The following is a 20,866-nucleotide window of genomic DNA, read 5'->3' on the forward strand; positions in this document are numbered from 1 at the left end:
TTCGACCTTTTTCATCTTCTCTTATTCTACTTTAAAGAAGTGATTCTCCGCTCTAGCAATAAATACTGCAAAGGTTGCACGAGTCATTGGTTCATATGGTTTGAATGTTCCATCTGGATATCCTACTGTAATATTAGCATTGGCAATCTTGTTTATCGCCTCATATCCTGTAACTCTCTCACTTAGGTCAGAGTATGGGTATGGCGTTTTATCCTCTAGTCTATATGCTTTTGCAATTAAAATAGCCATCTCTGCTCGAGTTACTGGTTGATCTGGTCTGAATGTCCCGTCTGGAAATCCAGCTAGAATTTTATTTTCATAGGCTGATTGAATATAGCCTGATGCGAAGTTCCCTTTACCAACATCACTAAATACACTGTCTCTCTTCTCGCCATTTAGTCCAACAGCTCTTCCAATAATGGCCACTGCTTGAGCCCTTGTAATGAGAGCATCTGGCTCCATCTTCGTTTCTGTAACACCACTAATCATTTCTTCATGATGTAAATACACTAAATGCGGTGCAAACCATTGGGTCATACTAATGTCTGTAAATGGTGGCTCTGTCACATTTGCTGTAACAGGGATCGAAACTAAACTTCCATTTGCATATGAAAATTCAAAAGTATAAACATATTGGCCAGGCAAGACATAATCCGTAAATGTCGTTTCAGCAAGACTTGTTACTTGCGATTCTCCTCTTAATACTGAAACGGATTCAACTGCATCACTTGTAACTACCTCAATTTCGACTTTTCCGTTAGCCACAGAAGTAACAAATACTTGGTTTCCATCCACTTTATCCGGACTATTCGATCCCTGAACTAATCCATATCCAAATTGATTATCTTTTCCCTTGACTCCTAAATCTTTTGCAGTCGTTTGTAAAAGTACTCTTAACTCATCACTCGTTCTAGCAGGATCACTCTCTTTTTGAAGTGCCAAAATACCTGTTACAAAGGGAGCAGCCATTGAGGTACCTGTCATTAGCACATAGCCCATACTATCTTTCCCCTCAATGGAAATATCTGCTGGAAACGTACTAAGAATATCCTCTCCTGGTGCTGCTAGCTCTAACTCTTCCCCGGTTGAAGAGGTTCTTACTCTCGTCATTTCCTCCGTAACACCACCAACTGCAATTACAGTTGGATACTTTGCAGGATACATCATCGTATTTGTTCCCGTATCTTGTGTTCCATAATTCCCACTAGATGCGATTAGGAGAATACCTTGTTCACTTGCCTTTTGAAGGATACTTCTTAATGCAGGGTCATCTGCTTTTGTCGTAACACTTAAGTTCACAATGTCCATTTCATTTTGAATAGCCCACTCAACACCTGCTAAAATGGTCGCTGTTGATCCATCACCATTTTGGTCCAGTGCTTTAATTGCATAAAGATCTACATTTGGAGCAATCCCTAGCACACCAATTTGATTATCCTGTGCAGAAATGATTCCAGCTACATGTGTCCCGTGCCCATTATTATCATCAAAACCAGATGGACACTCCTTCGCAACACAGGTTCCCCCTTTTACCACTAAGTCCGGATGCTCTGTATCTATTCCTGTATCTAAAATAGCTACTCGAACACCTTTGCCTGTTAAACCATTGCTGACCGACGGGGAAATATTAATAGTTTCGTACCCCCAAGAATGTGTTTGCGATTGATTACTAATAGGGGGACTTGTATTTGAAATTGTTGTTGACGTTACTTGTGCTGGTTTATTTTCAGTTATTATTCTAACTGGAATAATGTTCACTAACTGATTTAATTGAGACGATGTCCCTTTTACAGCAACCGAATCAATGGATGAGTATGTGTACATCAATTCAAACCCTAGCTGATTTATGTACTCTAGGGGTATCTCCTGTTCAAATTGGATAATATACTCATTCACCTCTTCTTGATCTTCCGCAAATACATTTACTGAGAATGATGAAAAAATGAGTAGAAAAATAATTAAATAAATTGATAGTTTTCTTAGCATATCTGGTCCCTCGTTATTCTAGTCTTATCTTTATTACATCATTTATAAAGGTGTAGGTCTAGGATTAACACTCACACTTTTTACTATTTATCGTAAAAAAACAGGACCGGTATAAACCAGTCCCTTCTACTATCATTAATGAAGACGTTTTGATGGCGTGCCATTCATTTCAGTATATAAAAAGCCTATATCTAATCCCTCATAATGATAATAGTAATCTAGTATCCCAAAGAACATTGCCTTCGCTGCCTTTTGGCGCTCAGCAGGAGAGCTTATCTTTTGATTATCTCCTTTGTTATCAATAAACCCTAATTCTACTAACACGGCAGGCATTGTATTCTCACGTAACACATGGAAATTACCGTGTTTAATGCCGCGATCGTTTAAATTCCAAGCTTCAATTAAACGATTTTGAATATAGAGTGCTAGTGCCCGACTTTCAGAAGTGTATGGGTTGGTCGAAGCCGTACGATAATAATACGTCTCCGTTCCATTCGCACTTCCATTAAATGCATTGGTATGGATACTTACAAACATATCTCCACCTTGTTGTTCTGCAAAACTAACTCGATCAGCCAATTCTATTTTACGATCGGTTTCTCTTGTCATTGAAACTGTTAGTGGCGTTTGTTCTAAATAAGCTTTTAGCTTATTACCGACATCTAGCACGACATCTTTTTCATATATACCGAATCCATCAGCCCCGGGATCTGGTGAACCGTGCCCTGGATCAATGATGATATGGGTTTCTCTTAGAATTTTATCTATGGTATCGACAGTGTCATCAGGATTTGTAGATAGATATTCACCGTAGACGAAGCCAGTTTTACCATCTTCCCAAGTTACATAATACCAATCTCCTATTTGATAGGCTATTTTAACAGGCATTGGTTGTAATAAAGCAATTTTAGGGAATAATGTTCCTGGACCAGTTCTAACGTTTAAGTCCGTTGCAATAACAAACATGTCTTCATCAAATGTTTCTGTTGGCTTACTACGCAAATCTACTAAAATACCTCTAGCTAAAAACACTGAGAAATCTGCACGGATAATATGCAAGTGTGATCCGAAAGTACCGTCAGGCAGTCCGTCAGAAATTCCTTTTTCCATTAGTGTCTCTGTAGCTTCTTGAATAGTTGCATCTCCATAGGTGAATGCCTTACTAATCATGATCGCCATTTCCCCACGTGTAACAGGTTGGTCCGGCTTAAAAGTGCCATCATTGTATCCACTGATAATTTTCTTATCAACCGCAGCTTGTATGTAACCAGAAGCAAAGTTTCCTGAACCTACATCCGGAAAAATAGTAGATTTTCTAGTACCATTTAGGGACAACGCACGTCCAATCATTGCAGCCGCTTCTGCTCTTGTTACTTTACGATCAGGTGAAAACATATCTGGTGTAGTCCCATAAACAATTCCACCAGATGCAAGGTAATAAATTTCATCTGCAGCTCTATAACTAGTGCCTATATCTTTAAAGTAATGAGTTGAGGTGGAAGCAATTTTTGCAAGAAGTTCTTCATTTGGGAGTTCGGTTTGAATTTCTACTAAACATTCATTATTTTCTTCACTAGTTTCTGTTTCATCTAGTGTAGACTCTTCTTGGTCTATTGTTTCATCCTCTGTAGTGTTTTCGTCGGTGTCCATCGTTGATTCTTCTGTATTGTCCTGAGACTGTTCTATATCTGTACAGCTATTTTCATTGACTGTGTTTCCATTGTCATCAGTAGTAGAATCGGCTTCATTTATTAAATCTTCATTAGAAGTCGAATCAGTATTAGAATCTGTAGTGTCGTTTTCCGTAGTACTCTCCTCGTCTTGTGTTGCGGTAGTTTCCCCCGTCGTACTCTCATTATTGGATAAAGAGGAGGCATCTTCTAGATTTGAAGATTCTTGGGTAACAACGTCTGGTTCACTTCCTTCAGAAGTAAGCTCATTCGCGTAGGAAACCGGACCTGGAATCGACAGGAAAAGGAGGCCTGCTGTCAAACTTTGCAGTACCTTGCGCATTTTGTCTCTCCTTTCGACTTTTTTCTACATTTTAACATATAGAATCTAGAACTGTATCATCCTTTCTAGCTATTTTTTGGTTAGATTTGAGGGAGAGCTTAAAACAGTTGGTACTGCTCGAATTTTCTAATAATGTAATTTTTACCAATATAGAAAGCATGAAAAAAGACCCCACCAGATTGGTAGGGTCCTAGAATTATTCTTAGTTAATGAAATCAACGTATTGTAGGAATTGGTCTAATACACGTGCCATTTGATCACGTTTTGTGAAATCAGCAGGACCAAAGTCACCAGTACCGTAGCCAGCCATAATGCCCGCTTGGTAAATTAACTGTACGTCTTCACGTGCACTTGCACCAATAAAGTCACTATCTTTAAAGTCAGTAATCTTTTTACTTGTATCTAACTCACTTTGTGCATTTACGAATTTAATAGCGCGCCCAATCATCATGGCAGCTTCCGCACGATTGATTTTTTCATAAGGATAGAAATTACCGTCTTCCTTACCAAAAATAATCCCCGCTTCTGCAGCAGCATAAATTTCACCTTTACTATTAACTGCTTGATTATACGAAACATCGCTAAACGTAACACTTGGTGTTTCTGGGGCAGGTAAAGCAAGTGCTCTAGAAATAAGAGCTGCGAATTCTCCACGAGTCATATCATCGTTTGGAGCGTACGTAGAAACGGTTTTACCACTGATGATTAGCTTTGAAGCTAATTTTTCAATGCTGGCTTCCGCCCAGTTTGCTCCGTTGTTGACGTCTTGGAACGTTTTACTGTTTTTCACTACTGTATAGCGAGAGTTAGTTAATGATTGTAGAACCACTACTCCATCTACTAGCTTTGCAGGGATCGGAGTTAATGTGCCGTCAGCGTTAATTCTAACTACAACTATTTCATTTGCATTTGTATTTTCAGCACTTACATTGATAGAACGTTTAACATAGGCTCTGAACTTGCTAACCGTTGCTGTCTTATCACCAGAAGTGATTGTAATTTCAAAATCGATGACAGAAGAAACTGCTTCAAGTCCTTCACCTTCTAATGAATCCTGAACGTCTTCTAGTGGCACCTCATTTACAGAGATACTAACAGATACATTTTCCATTGATACATCTGAACCGAGTTGAGATTTCACTACATCTTCGTTAACTTCATTAACTGGTAGGTCGTAGCTTGCCGTTTCAGTCTTAACCTTTACAACTGCATTCTGAGACTTTTCTGCAGCTTTTGTGAATAGGGTTGCTGGTACTTCGGCTTTTGTTTCACCAGCTGACCCTTTTTGAACTTTTACTGGAATTGTGTTCTTTTCTGCTGTAACCTTTTCAACGATTTCATCCACTTTATCAGGTTTTACAGTTGTTTTACCTGGGGTTTGTTCTACTGCATCCTCTGGGACTTCGACTTCGTTTTCTTCAGGTTCTGGTGTTGGTGTCGGTGTCGGCGTTGGTGTTGGCGTTGGGTCTGGATCCGGATTTGTAACTACTCCATCTGGAGCACCTGCAAATAGTGCCGCTAGAACAAAACCTTCTCTTAAATCTGAGATGTCTTCTGCAGTAATGACACCACTAACTGTAAGATTATTATAAATATTATCCTTAATGTCTAGTACACCATTTAAACCAAAACCAAAGGTATCATAAATACTACTATTAAATGTACTGTATTTGGCTTTGCTAGATAGTTGTTCATGAATATCTGAAATAATAGTCTCAACCGCAGATAGACCATCTACACTATTTTGATCTACTCCATTAAGGAATCTAGTCCACAGTTCTTTTTCAGCATCAATAAAATATTCTATCAATAATTCTATTGCAGTATAATCATTACCAGTAGTAATCAATGCATTTAGGGCTGTACCTGCATCGCTATCGTTAAGGGCTCTAATATCCGCTGCAAGAGTGTCTGGGTTAGATTGATGGGCTAATAATGCAATATCCTTTATTAAATCGATTGCATTTAAGTCTGATAAACCTACATCATCAAGTTTATCATCAACCCTCGATACCACTTCATCTCCTATAACAGTTGTCCAATCAAAGTTTGTATCTGATATAGCAGTAGTGATCTCATTTAGAGTTTCAACGTCTGTAGAACCCAGTTTGCTATATATTAATTTAATTCTGTTCGCGGCATCATCTACAGTTGCCGCCTGCACAATCGCACTTGGCTGCACTAACCCAGCCCCATACACAGGTGTAACTACTAACCCCGCAGCAAGAACGGCCTTAAGGGCTTTTTGACTAAATGGATATCTTTTTTTCACTTCACTGACCACCTCTACAAAATGTATTTTGGTAATTTCATGGTGTATTAGTTTAATTTGGAAGTTTTGATATGACTACTATATTACTTTAATCAAGTACACTCGTCAACGAGCTGATAGTCATATATTCCTATTTTACTAGTAAAAATTTCTAATCTATACATTAAATTTGGATATTTTTAAGGAAAAATGACTCTTGTTTTTTAAACAGATGTTTAAATTGTAATACCCTTTATGATTTTCCTGCATATCCCTCCTAAGTTCTCCACACATTAAAAAGGAAAGTTTTACTACATGGAGGCGACTTTATTGAAGAACTCGAAGTTTCGGACACTAATTTCGATGATGGTTGTTTTGTTATGGCTTCAACCTATACAGCAGGTTGCTGCAAATCCTCCATCCCCTACCCCAAAATTTAAGAATGTAATTATGATGGTGATGGATGGGACAAATTCTGATGTCGTCACTCTTGCCCGTTGGTATAAAGGAAGTAATTTGTTTATAGATGATTTGATAGTTGGCGGGGTTCGGACCTATTCCCTTCGTTCTGCTATAACGGATAGTGCTGCTGCAGCAACAGCCTTGGCAACTGGTCACAAAACGATTGTGGATCACATTGGGATGATTCCAATGTACGAATCGGAACATTCCTCACAACCAATTACGACCGTTCCGAAGGCTACCATTCTTGAAGCTGCTAAACGGAACGGACTTGCTACGGGAATTGTGGCTACCTCTCCCGTTCAGCATGCTACACCAGCTGGGTTCTCTTCACACACACTGCACCGTGATGACTTTTCAAACATCGCTGAGCAGCAAGTGTACCAAGGAATTGATGTGGTATTAGGTGGAGGAAAGGCATCGTTGTTTCCTGGTAAAGGAAAAGATGAACGGAATGATGGTGAAAATTTAATAAGGGTACTAAAGGAACAGAACTACACTATTGTTGATACAAAAGAAAAATTACAGGCAGCCCCAAGCGGTAAACTTTGGGGAGCTTTTGCAAGACATGCTTTAGCCTATGACTTTGACCGGAATACTTTAGAGCTTGATCAACCTTCATTGGCTGAAATGACGGAAAAAGCGATTCAGACACTTTCGCAAAAAAAGAAAGGATTTTTCCTGTTTGTTGAAGGTAGTAAAGTAGATTGGGCTGCTCATAAAAACGATCCTGTTGGAATGATTAGTGAGATTTTGAGCTTTGATGAGGCTGTAAAGAAAGCAGTCGAGTTTGCAAAAGTGGACAAGAATACATTAGTCATTGCTGTAACGGACCATGGAAACAGCGGTTTGACCATGGGCAACGGCAGTACGAATAATAACTATGCTAGCTCTCCATCTACCAAGTTTATTGAACCTTTGAAGCAAGCAAAACTTTCGGTATCAGGTGCGGTTTCAATTTTAAAAACAGACCGGTCAAATTTGGTTGAAGTCGCCTCGTATTACGGTGTAAAGGACTTAGACCGTACTGAATTGAAGCAGTTGAAAAAGGCTAAACGAACTAGTGAAATTGAAAACTTGTTAACGCAATATTTAGCCAAACGAGCTCATCTTGGTTTTACTACCCACGGTCATACCGGCGAAGATGTTTTTCTGTATGCCTATGGACCAGGTAAGCCATCTGGACTTATAAATAATGTGGATATTCCACGTTTGATTGCTGAATACTTGGAAGTGGACTTAGATGAAACAACAGACTCATTGTTTATTGATGCTGAAAAGTGGTTTACAGCCCAAGGATTTGAAACGGCCATTGAATTAGAAGGTAAAAATAATGAAGTATTTGTTGCGAAAAAAGAAGGAGAAGAGATTCGCTATCCGAAGAATAAGAATTATAGGATGGTTAATAGTACAGTGGAGACTTTGCCTGGTGTGAATGTGTTTAATGGGAAGACGTTTTTTGTGCCGAAGCCTGCTCGGTGATTGGGAGATAGACAATGCTGTGGGGCATTGTCTTCTTTCGTGTTATATTATGAAGGGCCGGTTGTAAGGAATAATTTAAAGGTGGATGGCATTTATCTGGGAGTAAGGCACGTTAGCCTGACGTAATGGCACATAAACCTGGTGCAACGGCACATTGGCCCGACACAACGGCACATTGACCCGGCACAACGGCACATTGACCTGAAACAACGGCATATAAAATTACCATACCTGTAAATGACCAAACCGAAACATTATGAAACATCAATAGTAGATCAAATTTTACTACAAAGTAAAACCCATAATCCTGCTACCTCCCATTTTATTCCCATACCCATCGAAGTCCACGCCAAAATGCGATATAATGAAAGAATGCAGTTTTATCGAACCCGGGGTTAACACAGTAACTGTCCCCCACAAGAAAGTGAGAGGATCCATCTTGAAGGAAATGGTTGAGACACTTTCAAAATTGTTTAAGGAACGCCTGAACTTTAATGATGAAGAGCATGTGAAGCTGGTTCAGCGTAGCCTTTTATTATATCGTCAAAATTTGGTGTTAAAGGTGAAGCAAGTTGGACTGAATGAGGTGACGGCAACGGTTCAAGATGTGACACCGGTTAAGGTTCAACTTGATGCAGCTGAGCTTGAGAATAGTTCGTGTGAATGTCCGCAGCAAGGGGTTTGTCGGCACCAATTGGCTGTGTTTTTTGCGATGCTTGCTAAGTTTCAGTCGGTAACGAAGTGGATTGATGATTGGAAGCGTGGGGATGTTTTGGCGAGCTTGCCGATTCAAAGAGGAATGAAAAAGAGTCCCGCTACCGTGAGCATTGAAGAAAAGATTCCTGGATGGATGTCCCGCTTCGAGGATGAATGGAATCAAATCGATTCACTCACTGTGTCAGCAATCAATCAGATGTATCATAAATTTAGCTGGCAGGAGCCTGAAAATAGGCAACTCAAGTTGATATACCGTTTGACCTTACAAATATTCTTTTTACAAAAGCTGTTCTCTCTTTCTCCGAGAGAGCTAGAAAATGTAAGAATTCAAATTGATTATTACATAGATCAAGCTAAGCAAACGATGCAAGCTTTCCAAACTCAAACGCTGTCTTTTGATACAGATACTTATTTTCAACAACTTGGAAAAGAAATGCATCCAATTATGAAGGAAGGGCACGGTCTCCTTCTTGAAAAGTTTTCGCTATATACCGAGTTTTGGACGTTTCTATGTAAGTCCCCCACTCTTCGTCAAGAGGAACGAAAGTGGTGGAAGCAGGTGATTGAAGAGGAACATCCGAGCTTTTCAAATCAACCTTCTATCTACATTGCCTATTGGCATATTCAGATACTAACCGGTTATGAAGAAGAGGTAATGAAGACGCTAGATGATTTGATGGAACCGAGCTACGTGTATATTCTGCTGCACTGGTTACAGTACTTTATTTCTGAAAAGCAATGGACCCGCTCGAATACGTTTTTTGATAAATTTTTAAAATGGTGGCCGATGTATTCGGAAGTGGTGGATCATGACCAGGCTACCTTTACTGCAGAAAAGGCGGTTCATTTAGCAAAGGTTTATTCGAACCACCGGAAGTTACCTGTGCATGAAAAGTTGTTAGAAACGTTACTACCTTATAGCTTTCATGATTATGCTTCCTATATGGTACGGTCGAAACAGTTCCGTAAATGGGCGGAGTTACTCCACTCTATTTCCTATCAAGTCAGGGATATTCCGTATGATTTGTTAAGCAGTGTAGAAGCCACAGATCCTAAAGCTCTTCTACCTCTTTACCATCGTTCGGTGATTTCTCTGGTACAAGAAAAGAAGCGGCAATCTTACAAGGATGCTGTTCGACTTTTATTAAAGTTAAAAGAGATTTATGAAAATATGGGAGAATATGAAGCCTGGAATTCCTTTATGATCGGGTTAATGGATGAAACATCAAGACTTCGGGCCTTCCATGAAGAATGCAAAAGGGGGAAGCTGTTAAATGGTCCGGTTGAAATCTATTAAAATTCATGCCATGCACACAGGCGGACCCACCATTCGAATCGGGGCAACCGATGACCAAAATCAGTGGATACCGCTTCAGGATTGGAAGCATCTGTTTTTCCAATGGCATGAAGGAAGCTATTATGGGACTCTTTACATTCAAGAGGTCGGGAATTTTATTGAATTGGATTCATGGCAAGCGACCGATGTGTTTGCGAATGAACCCTTCAACTCCTATGTAGATTGGGATTGGGATGAAACTTCTGACCTACTGATTTCAGTATCTAGAGTGATCTATGAGAGTATCACGCAAAAGCGAGTCATTCCTGAATTCAATGAGAACCATCCTTGGAAAATTCCAGCGATGGTTTGGGAAGAATTTTTTCCTGAGTTTTGGGAAAGTCCTGTCACGGAAGACTTACTTGCAGATCATAGTGCCCCCCTTTCCGTAGGTGATTGGGTACAAAACTGGTTCCAACAAGTTATGAGTTCCTACATTTCTTACCCACATTTGGACAATGAATGGACAACAAAGTGGCGGGAGCTCACAGAATCTACTTACTGGAGCCAAGATGAACTAGCTTCCTATTTTACAGAAGAAAAGTGGAAGGAATGGACAAGCGATACGCGGTCCCCTCTTCCCTTCTATCTTGGTTTAAAATTAGAAGAACCAGAAACCAATGATGAACCTTGGAGTTTGACTCCCTTTCTACAAAGCGTTCAAAACAATGAAGAAATCTATAACTGGAACGAAGTGTTCACTTGGCCAACTAATTGGTTACCTTATGAGGAATATGTTCACGAAGAAGTTGATAGCTGGAAAAAGCTAATTCCGTTTATGGAAGCTACGCAACCTTTCCAGACAGAGTTAAACGATGAACAAGCATGGGGATTCTTGACGCATGTGAGTGAAAAATTAGTGTTACTTGGGATTAACATTTGGTTGCCATCCTGGTGGAGAAATATGAAAGAAGCCAAAGTAAAGCTTCAAGCCAATGTGAAGGAAACAGTCACTTCTGTACGCCCTTCTATGCTTGGTATGGATCAACTGTTAGATTTCCAATGGAAGCTTTCTCTTAATGGTGAAGAGCTTTCAGAGGAAGAATTCCGTCAGCTTGTAGAACAGAATCGTCATTTTCTACGCTGGCGTGGGGATTGGGTGAAGCTAGATCCTGCGTTTATGAAGCGAATACAGGAGTTAATGAAACAAGCAGATAAAAATGGACTTCAGCTTCGGGATTTACTAGAACAGAAGCTTTCACGAAGTGGTGACGGTGCGCTTGACGATGAAGATGAAGAGCAGGATGATGACCCATACGATTTTATCCAAATTCGTTTAAATCGGCAGTTAAAAGATATGCTTCAAACTCTGACGAACCAGACTACCTTACCGCTTCAAAAGGTTCCAGATAGTTTGAACGGTGAGCTACGCCCTTATCAAATTGAAGGGTTTAGCTGGTTGTACTTTTTAAGACAGTATGGGTTTGGTGGATGTTTAGCCGATGATATGGGACTCGGAAAAACCATTCAGTTCATTACGTATCTCCTAAAATGCAAGGAAGATGGTAAAACGGATGCTCCTGCACTCATTATTGCACCAACATCAATTGTTGGTAACTGGGAAAAGGAACTGGCTCAATTTGCTCCATCTCTTAATGTATATATCCATTATGGAAACAAACGGGTAAAAGGTGAAGCATTTACTAAAGAAGCCAAGAAAGCTGATGTTGTTTTAACGACATACGGACTTTCTCATATTGATGAAGCAGACCTTTCAACGATTGAATGGAGTTCTATCGGACTTGATGAAGCCCAAAATATTAAAAATGCTGGGACCAAGCAATCTCGTGCTATTCGGAAATTGAAAGGGCAGCATCATATTGCTTTGACTGGTACGCCCATTGAAAATAGATTATCTGAACTCTGGTCCATTTTTGATTTCTTAAACCATGGATACCTGGGTAGTCTCCATACATTCCAGCATCGATATATATTACCAATTGAAAGAGATGATGATAAGAAACAGCTTCAAAAACTCCAATCTTTGATACGCCCATTCTTATTAAGACGTACGAAAACGGATCAACGCATTGCATTGAACCTTCCTGACAAGTTGGAACAAAAGCAGTATTGTAATTTGACACCGGAACAGGCTTCTTTATATGAGGAGCATGTCCAACAAACGTTTTCGAAGATTAACCGCTTAACTGGTTTTGAACGAAGAGGCTTAGTGTTACAGATGCTAGGAAAATTGAAGCAGCTCTGTGATCATCCAAGCTTGTATTTAAAAGAGGAACAACCGCGGGAGATTATTAGCAGGTCTCAGAAGATGAAAAAAGTGGTTCAGTTATTAGATGACATCTTAGATCAAAATGAAAATGTGTTAATTTTTACCCAATATATTCAAATGGGTAAACTTCTGCAAAATGTTATGAAAAACCGTTATCGGATGGATATTCCATTCTTAAATGGATCGGTCCCTAAAATGCAGAGAGACATCTGGATTGAGCAATTCCAAAATAATGAGTTTCCTGTTTTCATTTTGTCATTAAAAGCTGGTGGAACTGGATTAAATTTAACAGCAGCCAATCATGTCATACACTACGATAGATGGTGGAATCCTGCTGTTGAAAATCAAGCAACAGACAGAGCCTATCGAATCGGGCAGAAAAAATTTGTACATGTACACAAACTTTTGACTTCAGGAACTTTAGAAGAGAAAATAGACGCTCTATTGGAACAAAAGAGTTCGTTAAACGATGCTATCCTCACGCAAGGGGATCAATGGATAACGGAATTTACAGATGATGAATTACTGAATCTTGTTACCTTAACTCCTTAATACCAACAAAGCTGCGGTGTACCTTAGATGTATACCGCTCTTTTCATAGGCTCTGAATTTTACTTATGATTATATGTGCTGGAAATCTGTATAGGTTAAACAATCAACAAGGATAAAGGGCCTTCTCCTATTTCGAACATTACCGTATTCTCTAGGAATGGTTAGTTTTGTAAATTGGGAACCAATCAGAAAGGTAAAGCAAGAAATAATATCATAGACGTCAACCTTCGTACATTCATAGTGACCAAAACACTCTTCAACAATGACCTTCATAGCAATCGGATCAATATGTACATAAACTAGTTTCCGTTTACTCCCTTCAATAATTTTTGCCAAAAACGAAGTACGTTTGCTTAGATAAAACTCTTGATAATGCTTATCTTTGTTTTTCCTTGATCTAGAATCAGATTTCAACATGGCAGTGGATGTGTGAACATAAGGATGAAGAGACCTTTCATGGACGTGAAGAAAACGAGGAGTATACTCTGGAAGCGCGAAAACATTAACCTTTAACACATGACTTCTTGGAATACCAGGAATCGAAAAGATGTACTTTTTCATTTTTTCCCCCTTTATCAAATAGGTAATTTGTCCCCTTCTGGTATAATTTTACTATTTTGTTTTTTCTTTGACTACATGTTTCTTTAAAAAAATGTAAAAATTTACATTTTTCTCATTGTATTGTCGAGCTTTGACACCTCGTCATATTTTGAGAATGCCATTAGCGTTTTTTATTAGGTTCTTTTCCTTTTTGTTAAAGAAAACTCGCCGATTGGCAAGCCTTTAGGCGAATACAGAGGCGTAGTTGCGCTTATACTATACACCTAAAAATTTCACCTACGTCGAATTACTTCTTGCTAAAATTTTATGCCTTCTTATAGTGGAAAAAACGCCAGCTGAAAAAATCAGCTGGCCAAAAGGGAAGTTTATTGATCTTGCTTAGGGTTGGAAAATAAGGTATTACTGGGGCCGGAGTAAATAAATGTTTAATGTGTAGCTGTTTGAAGAGATGTTTCTGAAGGTTGGGTTTCTTCTAAAGCTTGAATTCGCTCCTCACACGCAATCAGCCTCTCTTGAAGCCTTCCGTTATACCGAATCAAATACTCCAACATCTCCTCAATACGATACATCGGATTCGGATTTTTAATGTTCCTCACCTCCTTTCAAGTTTTATTTTAAAATCTTATCTTCTAATGTCTCTACTACTTCTTCCTTCTTGGGTTCTTCCTTCTTCAGTGGTGGTGCTGAAGCTGACTTAGTGTCAATAAATTGAATGGAATCAGCAATCACTTCAGTCACATATATTCTTTTACCTTCCTGATTCTCGTAGTGCCTTGTTTGGAGCCTTCCTGTTATTCCAACCATCGATCCCTTTTTACAGTACAACGCCGTATTCTCTGCAGCTCTCCTCCAAATGGTACATGGGATGAAATCAGCTTCTAATTCTCCTTTTTGGTTTTTGAAATGGCGATTGATGGCCACCGTCACATTGGTCACTGGATTCCCATCCATTGTTCGCTTAATTTCAGGATCCCTAGTTAATCTTCCAACTAACGTCACTTGGTTTAGCATAAAATTTCCCCTTTCTTCATTCTGTAGTAATAGAATATAGCGAATTGATAGATTAGTAAAATATGGAAAACTGTATTTTCACATCTAAAAGAAGATCAAAAAGCCTTTTTCTATAGTCAAAATAGGCTTTTTGAATAGAATTCGACACTCAAAAATCGATTTTACAAGTTTCGTCATATTTTTTTGGCTTTTCTGAATGGGCATCCATTATGTTATAATTTGGGTTAAAAGGAAAAGCGGAGGTTTGGAATGAAAACCTTTAAAATGATATCTTTACAAATTATCGATGGAGAGGATCTTCACGATATTGAACTAAAAGACGGGCTCATTATTAACCGAGAAGATGACCGAAATCGCTGGCTATTGGAAGCCTTTATGAAGCCAACCTATACCGATGTTTTCGAACAAGCCATGAATAACGACAAGGAACTGCTCATTCAAGTGGTGATCACAAAGAAAGAAAATGACCCAGCTCCGTTTCGTACGAAGGTACTAAAATTGAGTGAAATAAATGGCTCCATTAGTGTGCTTTTAGAGGGGTATTTGAATAAAACGAAGAATGATTATGCGGAATTGCTTTTGCAGCATTTATTGGATCAAGGCATGACCGGTGATCAGCTTTTAGAGATTTTTAAATTAAATATGATAACGAAGCCAAAGCTACCTGCTACAAAGAAAATAGAAAATTAAAATCGGATATTGTTTGAGGGAGAATGGGACCTATGAAGTGGTTGAAATGGACTTTGGGAATTATCGCGGTCATTATTTTAGGTGTTGCTGGAACGGTTTATTACTTTTTTGAAATTAAAGAATATGATACCGCTGATGCGGAAGTTGAAGAAATTACAAAGACTGAATATGACATTGTGTTACCTCCTAATGTTGGTGAAGATGATGTAGATCAAGACTCTTCAACGAATGAGGAATCAACTGAAGAACAAGCGGATAGCGACTCACTCCCGGCTACTTCTACTGAGGTGGATGAAGAAGAATCCGATTCAGAGAGTAATCAAACTGGAAATACTGGTACAAATCAAAACTCTTCAGATCAAAAAAAGCAAGACTCTAATAATGATAACTCGAAGGATAAAACTGATTCAAATGATGATACAAAGAAAGATCCTGTTGTAACAGCTGATTACATAAAAGATAGATATCGCCCTACTTTTGAAAGCCTTCAAGCCCAGGCGAATTCAAGGCTGGATGCTCTGATTGCAAAGGCCATTTCAGAATATCGAGCACAGAAATCAGCAGGTAAATCTGTTTCATTCGGGTACTTCTATCAAAAATATAAAGGGGCAGCTGACGAGTTGGAAGCGAACACTGATGCGACCTTTAACATTATTATTGGTGCCTTAAATGATGAGTTAGAAAAGAATGGATTTACCACAAAAGAATCGAAGGAATTTAGAGATTACTATGAGGCACAAAAAGAAGCACGGGAAGATGCTCTTTTAGAACGTGCTAGAGAGTTACTATAATAGGAAAAAGCAGAATCCGAGGTAAAAGGATTCTGCCTTTTTTATGGTTTATTTACGCATTCACATGCCCCAACACACCAGCCGTTGCAGACATCGCAATAATCACACAACCCCACATATGTTTGTAAGCCTCTACCATGTTGTCGCAAGTAAAACGAATTTGAGTTGGTGTTACCAGTTCAACCGTGGGTAACGTTGTTGTCATATGAGCTTGGTTTGGTGCCTTGAAAGTCAGTTCAAACGTAACCGGCCCTTCCATTTTTACCGTCTTCATGTTTTGGATGCCACGAACAGCAGCTTCTGCTTTTTCGCGGATGATTTCACGTGCTTTTTCTGGGTGCAGGAGCTCAGCTGCAAAACGGTCAATGGCACGTTTAACAACAGCTCCCTCAACATGCGGAAGTGTTTCTTTTACTTCAGCCACATACGCATCGTCCCCACTGATGAAAATAGCAGGCACACCAAAGTCCCCTGCAACATAAGAGTTCATTTCCGTTTCGCCGACAACTTTTCCGTTAATCTTCATTTCGTTCACACAGATTCCAGCTAGTGTATGACTGATGACTGTTTTCTCAGAGCCACCTTCTCTACCGTGGTGACCGACGAACATAATGCCGTCGAAGCTTTCATCTAGACCTTCTAATTGGCACATTACGCGGTTGTTACCTGAAACGAGGCGAGCACGTGGGTCCAATTCTTCAATTAAGATGTTGGACATGTTTCCGTGTCCATCCGCTACTACAACTTCTGTCGCTCCCGCTTTAAAAGCCCCTTCGACTGCAGCATTCACATCATAAGTCATTTGTTTACGGAAGCGTTGGTATTCACCGTTTACTTGCAATTGCTTTCCGGTTGCAACACCTGAAATTCCTTCCATGTCTGCTGAGATAAAAATTTTCATAGGTTCGTTTCCTCCTTAATATTATGCAAAATTAAAAGTAGATGTTGTTGATAATGATTTTACGAATTCCTTGAGTAGGTCTTTTGTTGCTTCGAGGTCCTTCATGTCCACTAACTCAACTGGAGAGTGTGCATAGCGTGAAGGTACCGAAAGAACTCCAGTTGGCACACCTTTTTGACTAAAAGCCACCGCTCCCCCATCTGTTCCAATTCCAGGGAACACTTCCATTTGGTAAGGAATGTTCTTTTCTTTGGCTGTTTCGACTAAGGCATCCTTCACTTTGTAGTGTGTGATTAAGCTGAAGTCCATGACCTTAATGCCTACTCCCGCTCCAATTTGTAGACTTTGGTCCATCGTTTCTTCTGGCGTGTCACTGACAGCTGTTGTATCCACCGCGATGGCAACATCAGCGTGCAGGTTTTGTGATGCAGTCTTGGCTCCGCGGAGGCCGACTTCCTCTTGGACTGCGAATAGGAAAATAAGCTCTCCTGAGAAGTCTCGGTCTTGTAGTTCTTCGAGTGCTTGGATTAACACAGCACATCCAGCTCGGTCATCGAGGGCTTTCCCGATTACACGACCTGTTTTTTCACTGCCTGCGTATTTGAGTTGTTTTTTCCATGTGATTGGTGTGCCGAGTTCAACGCCAAGTGCTTCGGCATCCTCTTTTGAAGCAGCACCGATATCTATGTAAAGTTGAGCGTGCTTTCTAACTTTAGAAGGGTCATCGAATTTTACATAGTGAGCGGACATGGTTCCAATAACACCGTTGAGCTCCCCTTGTTTCGTTAAAACGGTAACCTCTTGTGCTAGAAGAATTCGGTCATCGTGCCCACCTAATTTTTCAAAGCGAAGAAGTCCGTTCGCTTCAATCTTTTTAACAATGAAGCCTACCTCATCAATATGAGCGGTTAATAGAGTAGCGGGTCCTTCTTCTTTCCCTTTTATACGAGCAATAACATTTCCGATTGGATCCACTTCAACGGAATCAGTTTTATCTGAGAGGTATTCTTTTAAAAATCTGGACACTGCTGCTTCATAGCCACAAGGTCCATGTAGTGATGTCAACGTTTCTAGCAATTTGAACATAGGATTCCCTCCTGATTTGTTTTGGGACTCAGCTTCGATTTTAGTAGATTCATTTCGATTTTCGAAGTTTTGTAGTATAGTATATATAAGAGTTTTTGCAAATGCAAGAATATTTAGTAGCTTAAAAGGGGGATTACATATGTTAGCTATAACAAACGCAACCGGTTTTAAAGGGGATGGAACGAAGCTTGAAAATGTAACCATTCTCGTGAAGGAAGGAAAAATTACTGAAGTTGGGCCCCAAGTTGCGGTGCCTGAAGGGTATGAAGTGGTTGATGCCAAGGGTAAAATCATTACGCCTGGTTTGATTGATGTACATACACATTTAGGGGTTCATGAAGAAGGCGTGGGTTCTGAAGGTCGCGATTTCAATGAAACATCCAGTGCTTCTACTCCACAAATTCGTGCTCTTGATGGAATTAACCCTGAAGAAAGTGGCTTTGACGATGCTCGCCGTTTCGGTGTGACTACGGTTCAAATTATGCCTGGAAGTGCCAATGTAATCGGTGGCGAAATGCTTGTGTTGAAGACGGTTGGGCATATTGTGGACGAGATGGTGGTGCGTGAACCATCTGGTTTGAAGGCGGCACTTGGTGAAAATCCGAAGCGCGTTCACGGACCTAAAGGGCGACTTGCGGTAACTCGTATGGGTGTTGCGGCTGAGATGCGTGAGAAGTTTATTAAAGCGCAGAATTATATGAAGAAGTTGGAGAAGAATGAAGATACTGAGCGTGATCTAGGATTGGAAAATATCGTGAAGGTGTTAAAGCGTGAGATTCCTTTACGTGTGCATGCTCACCGTGCGGATGATATCTTGACGATTCTTCGATTGAAAAAGGAGTTTGGTTTTGATTTAACGATTGAGCATTGTACTGAGGGGCATCACATTGCGGATTACATTGCTAAGTTTGAAGATGTACGTGTGTCTGTTGGGCCTACGATGTCTAGTCGTTCGAAGGTGGAACTTGCGGATAAGGGCTGGCATACGCTGGGTGCATTGGCTGCTGCTGGAGTTCCGTTCTCTATTACGACGGACCACCCAGTTGTGGGAATCGAGCACTTGATGACTAGTGTGATTTTGGCTGTGAAGAATGGAATCAGTGAGGACTTGGCGTTACAGGCGGTTACGTTGAATGCTGCTCGTCATTTAGGGATTGAAGACCGCGTTGGTACGATTGAGGTTGGGAAGGATGCGGACTTTGCGATTTGGAATGGCGATCCGTTTGATTTGCGGAATCGTGTTGTGAAGACTTTTGTTAATGGCGCTGAGGTTTATGCGGAGTATTAAAGCCGGCATTTTGTAAAATTGTAAGGGGGCTCCTGGGTGGGGAACCCCTTTTTGTGTGGTAGTTCTATTATTAAGTGGCATTGTAAAGAGGAAGCGTTTTTACTTGCTGATTGCACACTGTTACTTTCTGGTCCCACCCTGATACTTGCCGGTTGTACTCTTTTACTTTCCGGTCCCACCCTGATACTTGCCGGTTGTACTCTTTTACTTTCCGGTTCCACTCTGTTACTTGCCGGTTGCACCTTTTTACTTTCCGGTCCTTAATTGGTTAAAGTAAATTCTGTTTTTATATTTCCCCTTATACGAGAGTTTCATAGAATTTAATATAGTATAAGCTGTTTTTATAGAGCTAATCTTTAAAAAATCTCTACATTCCTTATTGGATATCTCTCTTTTTATAAGTAGAAAGTAATCTTGGATTGCAGCTTTATGTGCATCAAAAGAAGTTGCGCCACAAAATGGACAGGTCCATTTCCTATTAGTCCTACCCATTCCAAATCTTTTACATTTTTCACACTGGATTCCTTTAATGAGGTCCTTGGGGTCATATTTATATGTTTTTTGTGGGTCAATAATAAGAGGATTATGGTGCTTTAATAATTTCGTAGACAGTCGATGAAGAGCATCATTTGAAATAAGTGGCTTTTTGTAATGTTGCATGATTTCGTCTATTTTCTCCTCAAGAGAATACGCATGTAGAATGTACTTTTGATACAACGGACCCGATTTAGGATCGATGAACGTACCCGAATCCCCCATTACAACTAGATACTCAATTGGGATGTTAGGTTGCCTTTTTTCTTGAAGCCATTTTATTAACTGCCGGCTTTGTCGTTTAACTTGCTGCAGTGGGTCCTCTAACACTTCCCTTTTCTCCTCATCGGACCAAATCAATTGATTATAAACATCATCAAAATACAGACTGCCTTTTCGATTTTTAACTTCAATTAACAGGATTAAGTTTCGGGAAATGAGTAAGGTGTCAATTTGGAAGGGTTTGTGGTCCACAATCAATCGGATTCCGCGGAAGATGTGGAATTGCGACTCAGGGAGGTAACTGAGGTAATAATCTACGTTTTCTTCACCAACAAGTCCTTTTTTTCTTTGATTGTATTCTTTTTGTAACGAGGGGTGAAGGGGATGATTTTTGGGAAGTCTCCTTGTCAGTGCCTCAATTATAGACATTTGAATTGGTTTTTCTCTTGGTAATATGAACATTACATCACTCTCCTTTTAGTTTTATTTCTATTTCTCGTTTAAAAGTCCTGCTTTGTTTTTTGTTGGGTGGATTTTTATTAATTTGATTTTTGGGACTGCTCTTTTTACTTTATTTAGATGGTTTCATGGTTTTACCTGCTGGTTATTGAGACTTACTGGCTGGTTCCTTGATTTTACTTTCCGGTCTGCGCCATTTATTTTCCGGTGGCATCCCTTTATTTTCCGGTGGCACACCTTTTCTTTCCGGTCGCACCCTTTTACTTTCCGGTCGCTCCTCCCTTACTTTCCGGT

Annotated in this window: 14 protein-coding genes; 6 read left to right on the forward strand and 8 right to left on the reverse strand. The window is 39.9% G+C overall.

Translation table 11 applies throughout. The annotated features are described in order from the left end of the window. Positions 1-21: 21 nt before the first annotated feature. From ABDZ91_RS01435 to ABDZ91_RS01445, 3 genes are all read right to left on the reverse strand, one after another. Entirely contained in the window at positions 22-1,986 is a 1,965-nt protein-coding gene (locus tag ABDZ91_RS01435; protein WP_343795671.1) for a S8 family peptidase, read from the reverse strand. Positions 1,987-2,121: 135 nt separating this feature from the next. Continuing rightward, the gene (locus ABDZ91_RS01440) at positions 2,122-3,999 is read right to left on the reverse strand and encodes an N-acetylmuramoyl-L-alanine amidase (RefSeq protein ID WP_343795673.1); all 1,878 of its coding nucleotides are present in this window, start codon (positions 3,997-3,999) and stop codon (positions 2,122-2,124) included. Positions 4,000-4,201: 202 nt separating this feature from the next. Further along, on the reverse strand, positions 4,202-6,271 hold the full coding sequence (locus ABDZ91_RS01445) for an S-layer homology domain-containing protein (protein ID WP_343795675.1): 2,070 nt from the start codon (positions 6,269-6,271) through the stop codon (positions 4,202-4,204). Positions 6,272-6,580: 309 nt separating this feature from the next. Between ABDZ91_RS01445 and ABDZ91_RS01450 the strand changes: the two genes are divergently transcribed. The 3 genes from ABDZ91_RS01450 (at position 6,581) to ABDZ91_RS01460 (ending at position 13,029) form a co-directional block, all read left to right on the forward strand. Further along, positions 6,581-8,194: an alkaline phosphatase gene (locus ABDZ91_RS01450; protein ID WP_343795677.1), complete on the forward strand. Its 1,614-nt coding sequence runs from the start codon at positions 6,581-6,583 to the stop codon at positions 8,192-8,194. Positions 8,195-8,642: 448 nt separating this feature from the next. Next, a complete protein-coding gene (locus ABDZ91_RS01455) occupies positions 8,643-10,208 on the forward strand; it encodes an SWIM zinc finger family protein (RefSeq protein WP_343796165.1) in 1,566 nt (521 codons plus the stop codon). Continuing rightward, a complete protein-coding gene (locus tag ABDZ91_RS01460; protein ID WP_343795679.1) occupies positions 10,186-13,029 on the forward strand; it encodes a DEAD/DEAH box helicase in 2,844 nt (947 codons plus the stop codon). The genes ABDZ91_RS01455 and ABDZ91_RS01460 overlap by 23 nt, the downstream gene beginning before the upstream one ends. Positions 13,030-13,098: 69 nt before the next feature. On the opposite strand, the gene ABDZ91_RS01465 is transcribed toward ABDZ91_RS01460, so the two are convergent. Further along, a complete protein-coding gene (locus ABDZ91_RS01465; protein ID WP_343795681.1) occupies positions 13,099-13,590 on the reverse strand; it encodes a hypothetical protein in 492 nt (163 codons plus the stop codon). A 609-nt stretch (positions 13,591-14,199) separates the two neighbouring features. Beyond that, entirely contained in the window at positions 14,200-14,601 is a 402-nt protein-coding gene (ssb, locus tag ABDZ91_RS01470; protein ID WP_343795683.1) for a single-stranded DNA-binding protein, read from the reverse strand. Positions 14,602-14,850: 249 nt separating this feature from the next. On the opposite strand from ssb, the gene ABDZ91_RS01475 reads away from it, so the two are divergent. Further along, entirely contained in the window at positions 14,851-15,291 is a 441-nt protein-coding gene (locus ABDZ91_RS01475; protein WP_343795684.1) for a YwpF family protein, read from the forward strand. A gap of 32 nt (positions 15,292-15,323) precedes the next feature. Then, a complete protein-coding gene (locus tag ABDZ91_RS01480; RefSeq protein ID WP_343795686.1) occupies positions 15,324-16,082 on the forward strand; it encodes a hypothetical protein in 759 nt (252 codons plus the stop codon). 52 nt (positions 16,083-16,134) lie between these two features. Here ABDZ91_RS01480 and ABDZ91_RS01485 read toward each other — a convergent pair whose 3' ends face one another. Both ABDZ91_RS01485 and ABDZ91_RS01490 read right to left on the reverse strand, forming a co-directional pair. Continuing rightward, complete coding sequence (locus tag ABDZ91_RS01485) at positions 16,135-16,983, reverse strand: M55 family metallopeptidase (RefSeq protein WP_343795687.1); 849 nt, start codon at positions 16,981-16,983, stop codon at positions 16,135-16,137. Positions 16,984-17,004: 21 nt separating this feature from the next. Continuing rightward, a complete protein-coding gene (locus tag ABDZ91_RS01490; RefSeq protein WP_343795689.1) occupies positions 17,005-18,069 on the reverse strand; it encodes a M42 family metallopeptidase in 1,065 nt (354 codons plus the stop codon). 139 nt (positions 18,070-18,208) lie between these two features. Between ABDZ91_RS01490 and ABDZ91_RS01495 the strand changes: the two genes are divergently transcribed. Further along, complete coding sequence (locus tag ABDZ91_RS01495; RefSeq protein ID WP_343795690.1) at positions 18,209-19,357, forward strand: amidohydrolase; 1,149 nt, start codon at positions 18,209-18,211, stop codon at positions 19,355-19,357. A 246-nt stretch (positions 19,358-19,603) separates the two neighbouring features. On the opposite strand, the gene ABDZ91_RS01500 is transcribed toward ABDZ91_RS01495, so the two are convergent. Continuing rightward, positions 19,604-20,575 carry a nuclease-related domain-containing protein gene (locus ABDZ91_RS01500; protein WP_343795692.1) on the reverse strand — a complete coding sequence of 324 codons (972 nt, stop codon included), beginning with the start codon at positions 20,573-20,575 and terminating at the stop codon, positions 19,604-19,606. Between the last annotated feature and the right edge of the window lie 291 nt (positions 20,576-20,866).

Origin of the sequence: Bacillus carboniphilus (assembly GCF_039522365.1) — a bacterium.
Lineage (GTDB): Bacteria > Bacillota > Bacilli > Bacillales > JC228 > Bacillus_BF > Bacillus_BF carboniphilus.

Bases quoted from the DNA above. Each gene is read 5' to 3' on its own strand.
- ABDZ91_RS01495 (WP_343795690.1), top strand. From the start codon at position 18,209: ATGTTAGCTATAACAAACGCAACCGGTTTTAAAGGGGATGGAACGAAG.
- ABDZ91_RS01500 (WP_343795692.1), bottom strand. From the start codon at position 20,575: ATGTTCATATTACCAAGAGAAAAACCAATTCAAATGTCTATAATTGAG.
- ABDZ91_RS01440 (WP_343795673.1), bottom strand. From the start codon at position 3,999: ATGCGCAAGGTACTGCAAAGTTTGACAGCAGGCCTCCTTTTCCTGTCG.
- ABDZ91_RS01475 (WP_343795684.1), top strand. From the start codon at position 14,851: ATGAAAACCTTTAAAATGATATCTTTACAAATTATCGATGGAGAGGAT.
- ABDZ91_RS01490 (WP_343795689.1), bottom strand. From the start codon at position 18,069: ATGTTCAAATTGCTAGAAACGTTGACATCACTACATGGACCTTGTGGC.
- ABDZ91_RS01455 (WP_343796165.1), top strand. From the start codon at position 8,643: ATGGTTGAGACACTTTCAAAATTGTTTAAGGAACGCCTGAACTTTAAT.
- ABDZ91_RS01435 (WP_343795671.1), bottom strand. From the start codon at position 1,986: ATGCTAAGAAAACTATCAATTTATTTAATTATTTTTCTACTCATTTTT.
- ssb (WP_343795683.1), bottom strand. From the start codon at position 14,601: ATGCTAAACCAAGTGACGTTAGTTGGAAGATTAACTAGGGATCCTGAA.
- ABDZ91_RS01480 (WP_343795686.1), top strand. From the start codon at position 15,324: ATGAAGTGGTTGAAATGGACTTTGGGAATTATCGCGGTCATTATTTTA.
- ABDZ91_RS01460 (WP_343795679.1), top strand. From the start codon at position 10,186: ATGGTCCGGTTGAAATCTATTAAAATTCATGCCATGCACACAGGCGGA.
- ABDZ91_RS01465 (WP_343795681.1), bottom strand. From the start codon at position 13,590: ATGAAAAAGTACATCTTTTCGATTCCTGGTATTCCAAGAAGTCATGTG.
- ABDZ91_RS01485 (WP_343795687.1), bottom strand. From the start codon at position 16,983: ATGAAAATTTTTATCTCAGCAGACATGGAAGGAATTTCAGGTGTTGCA.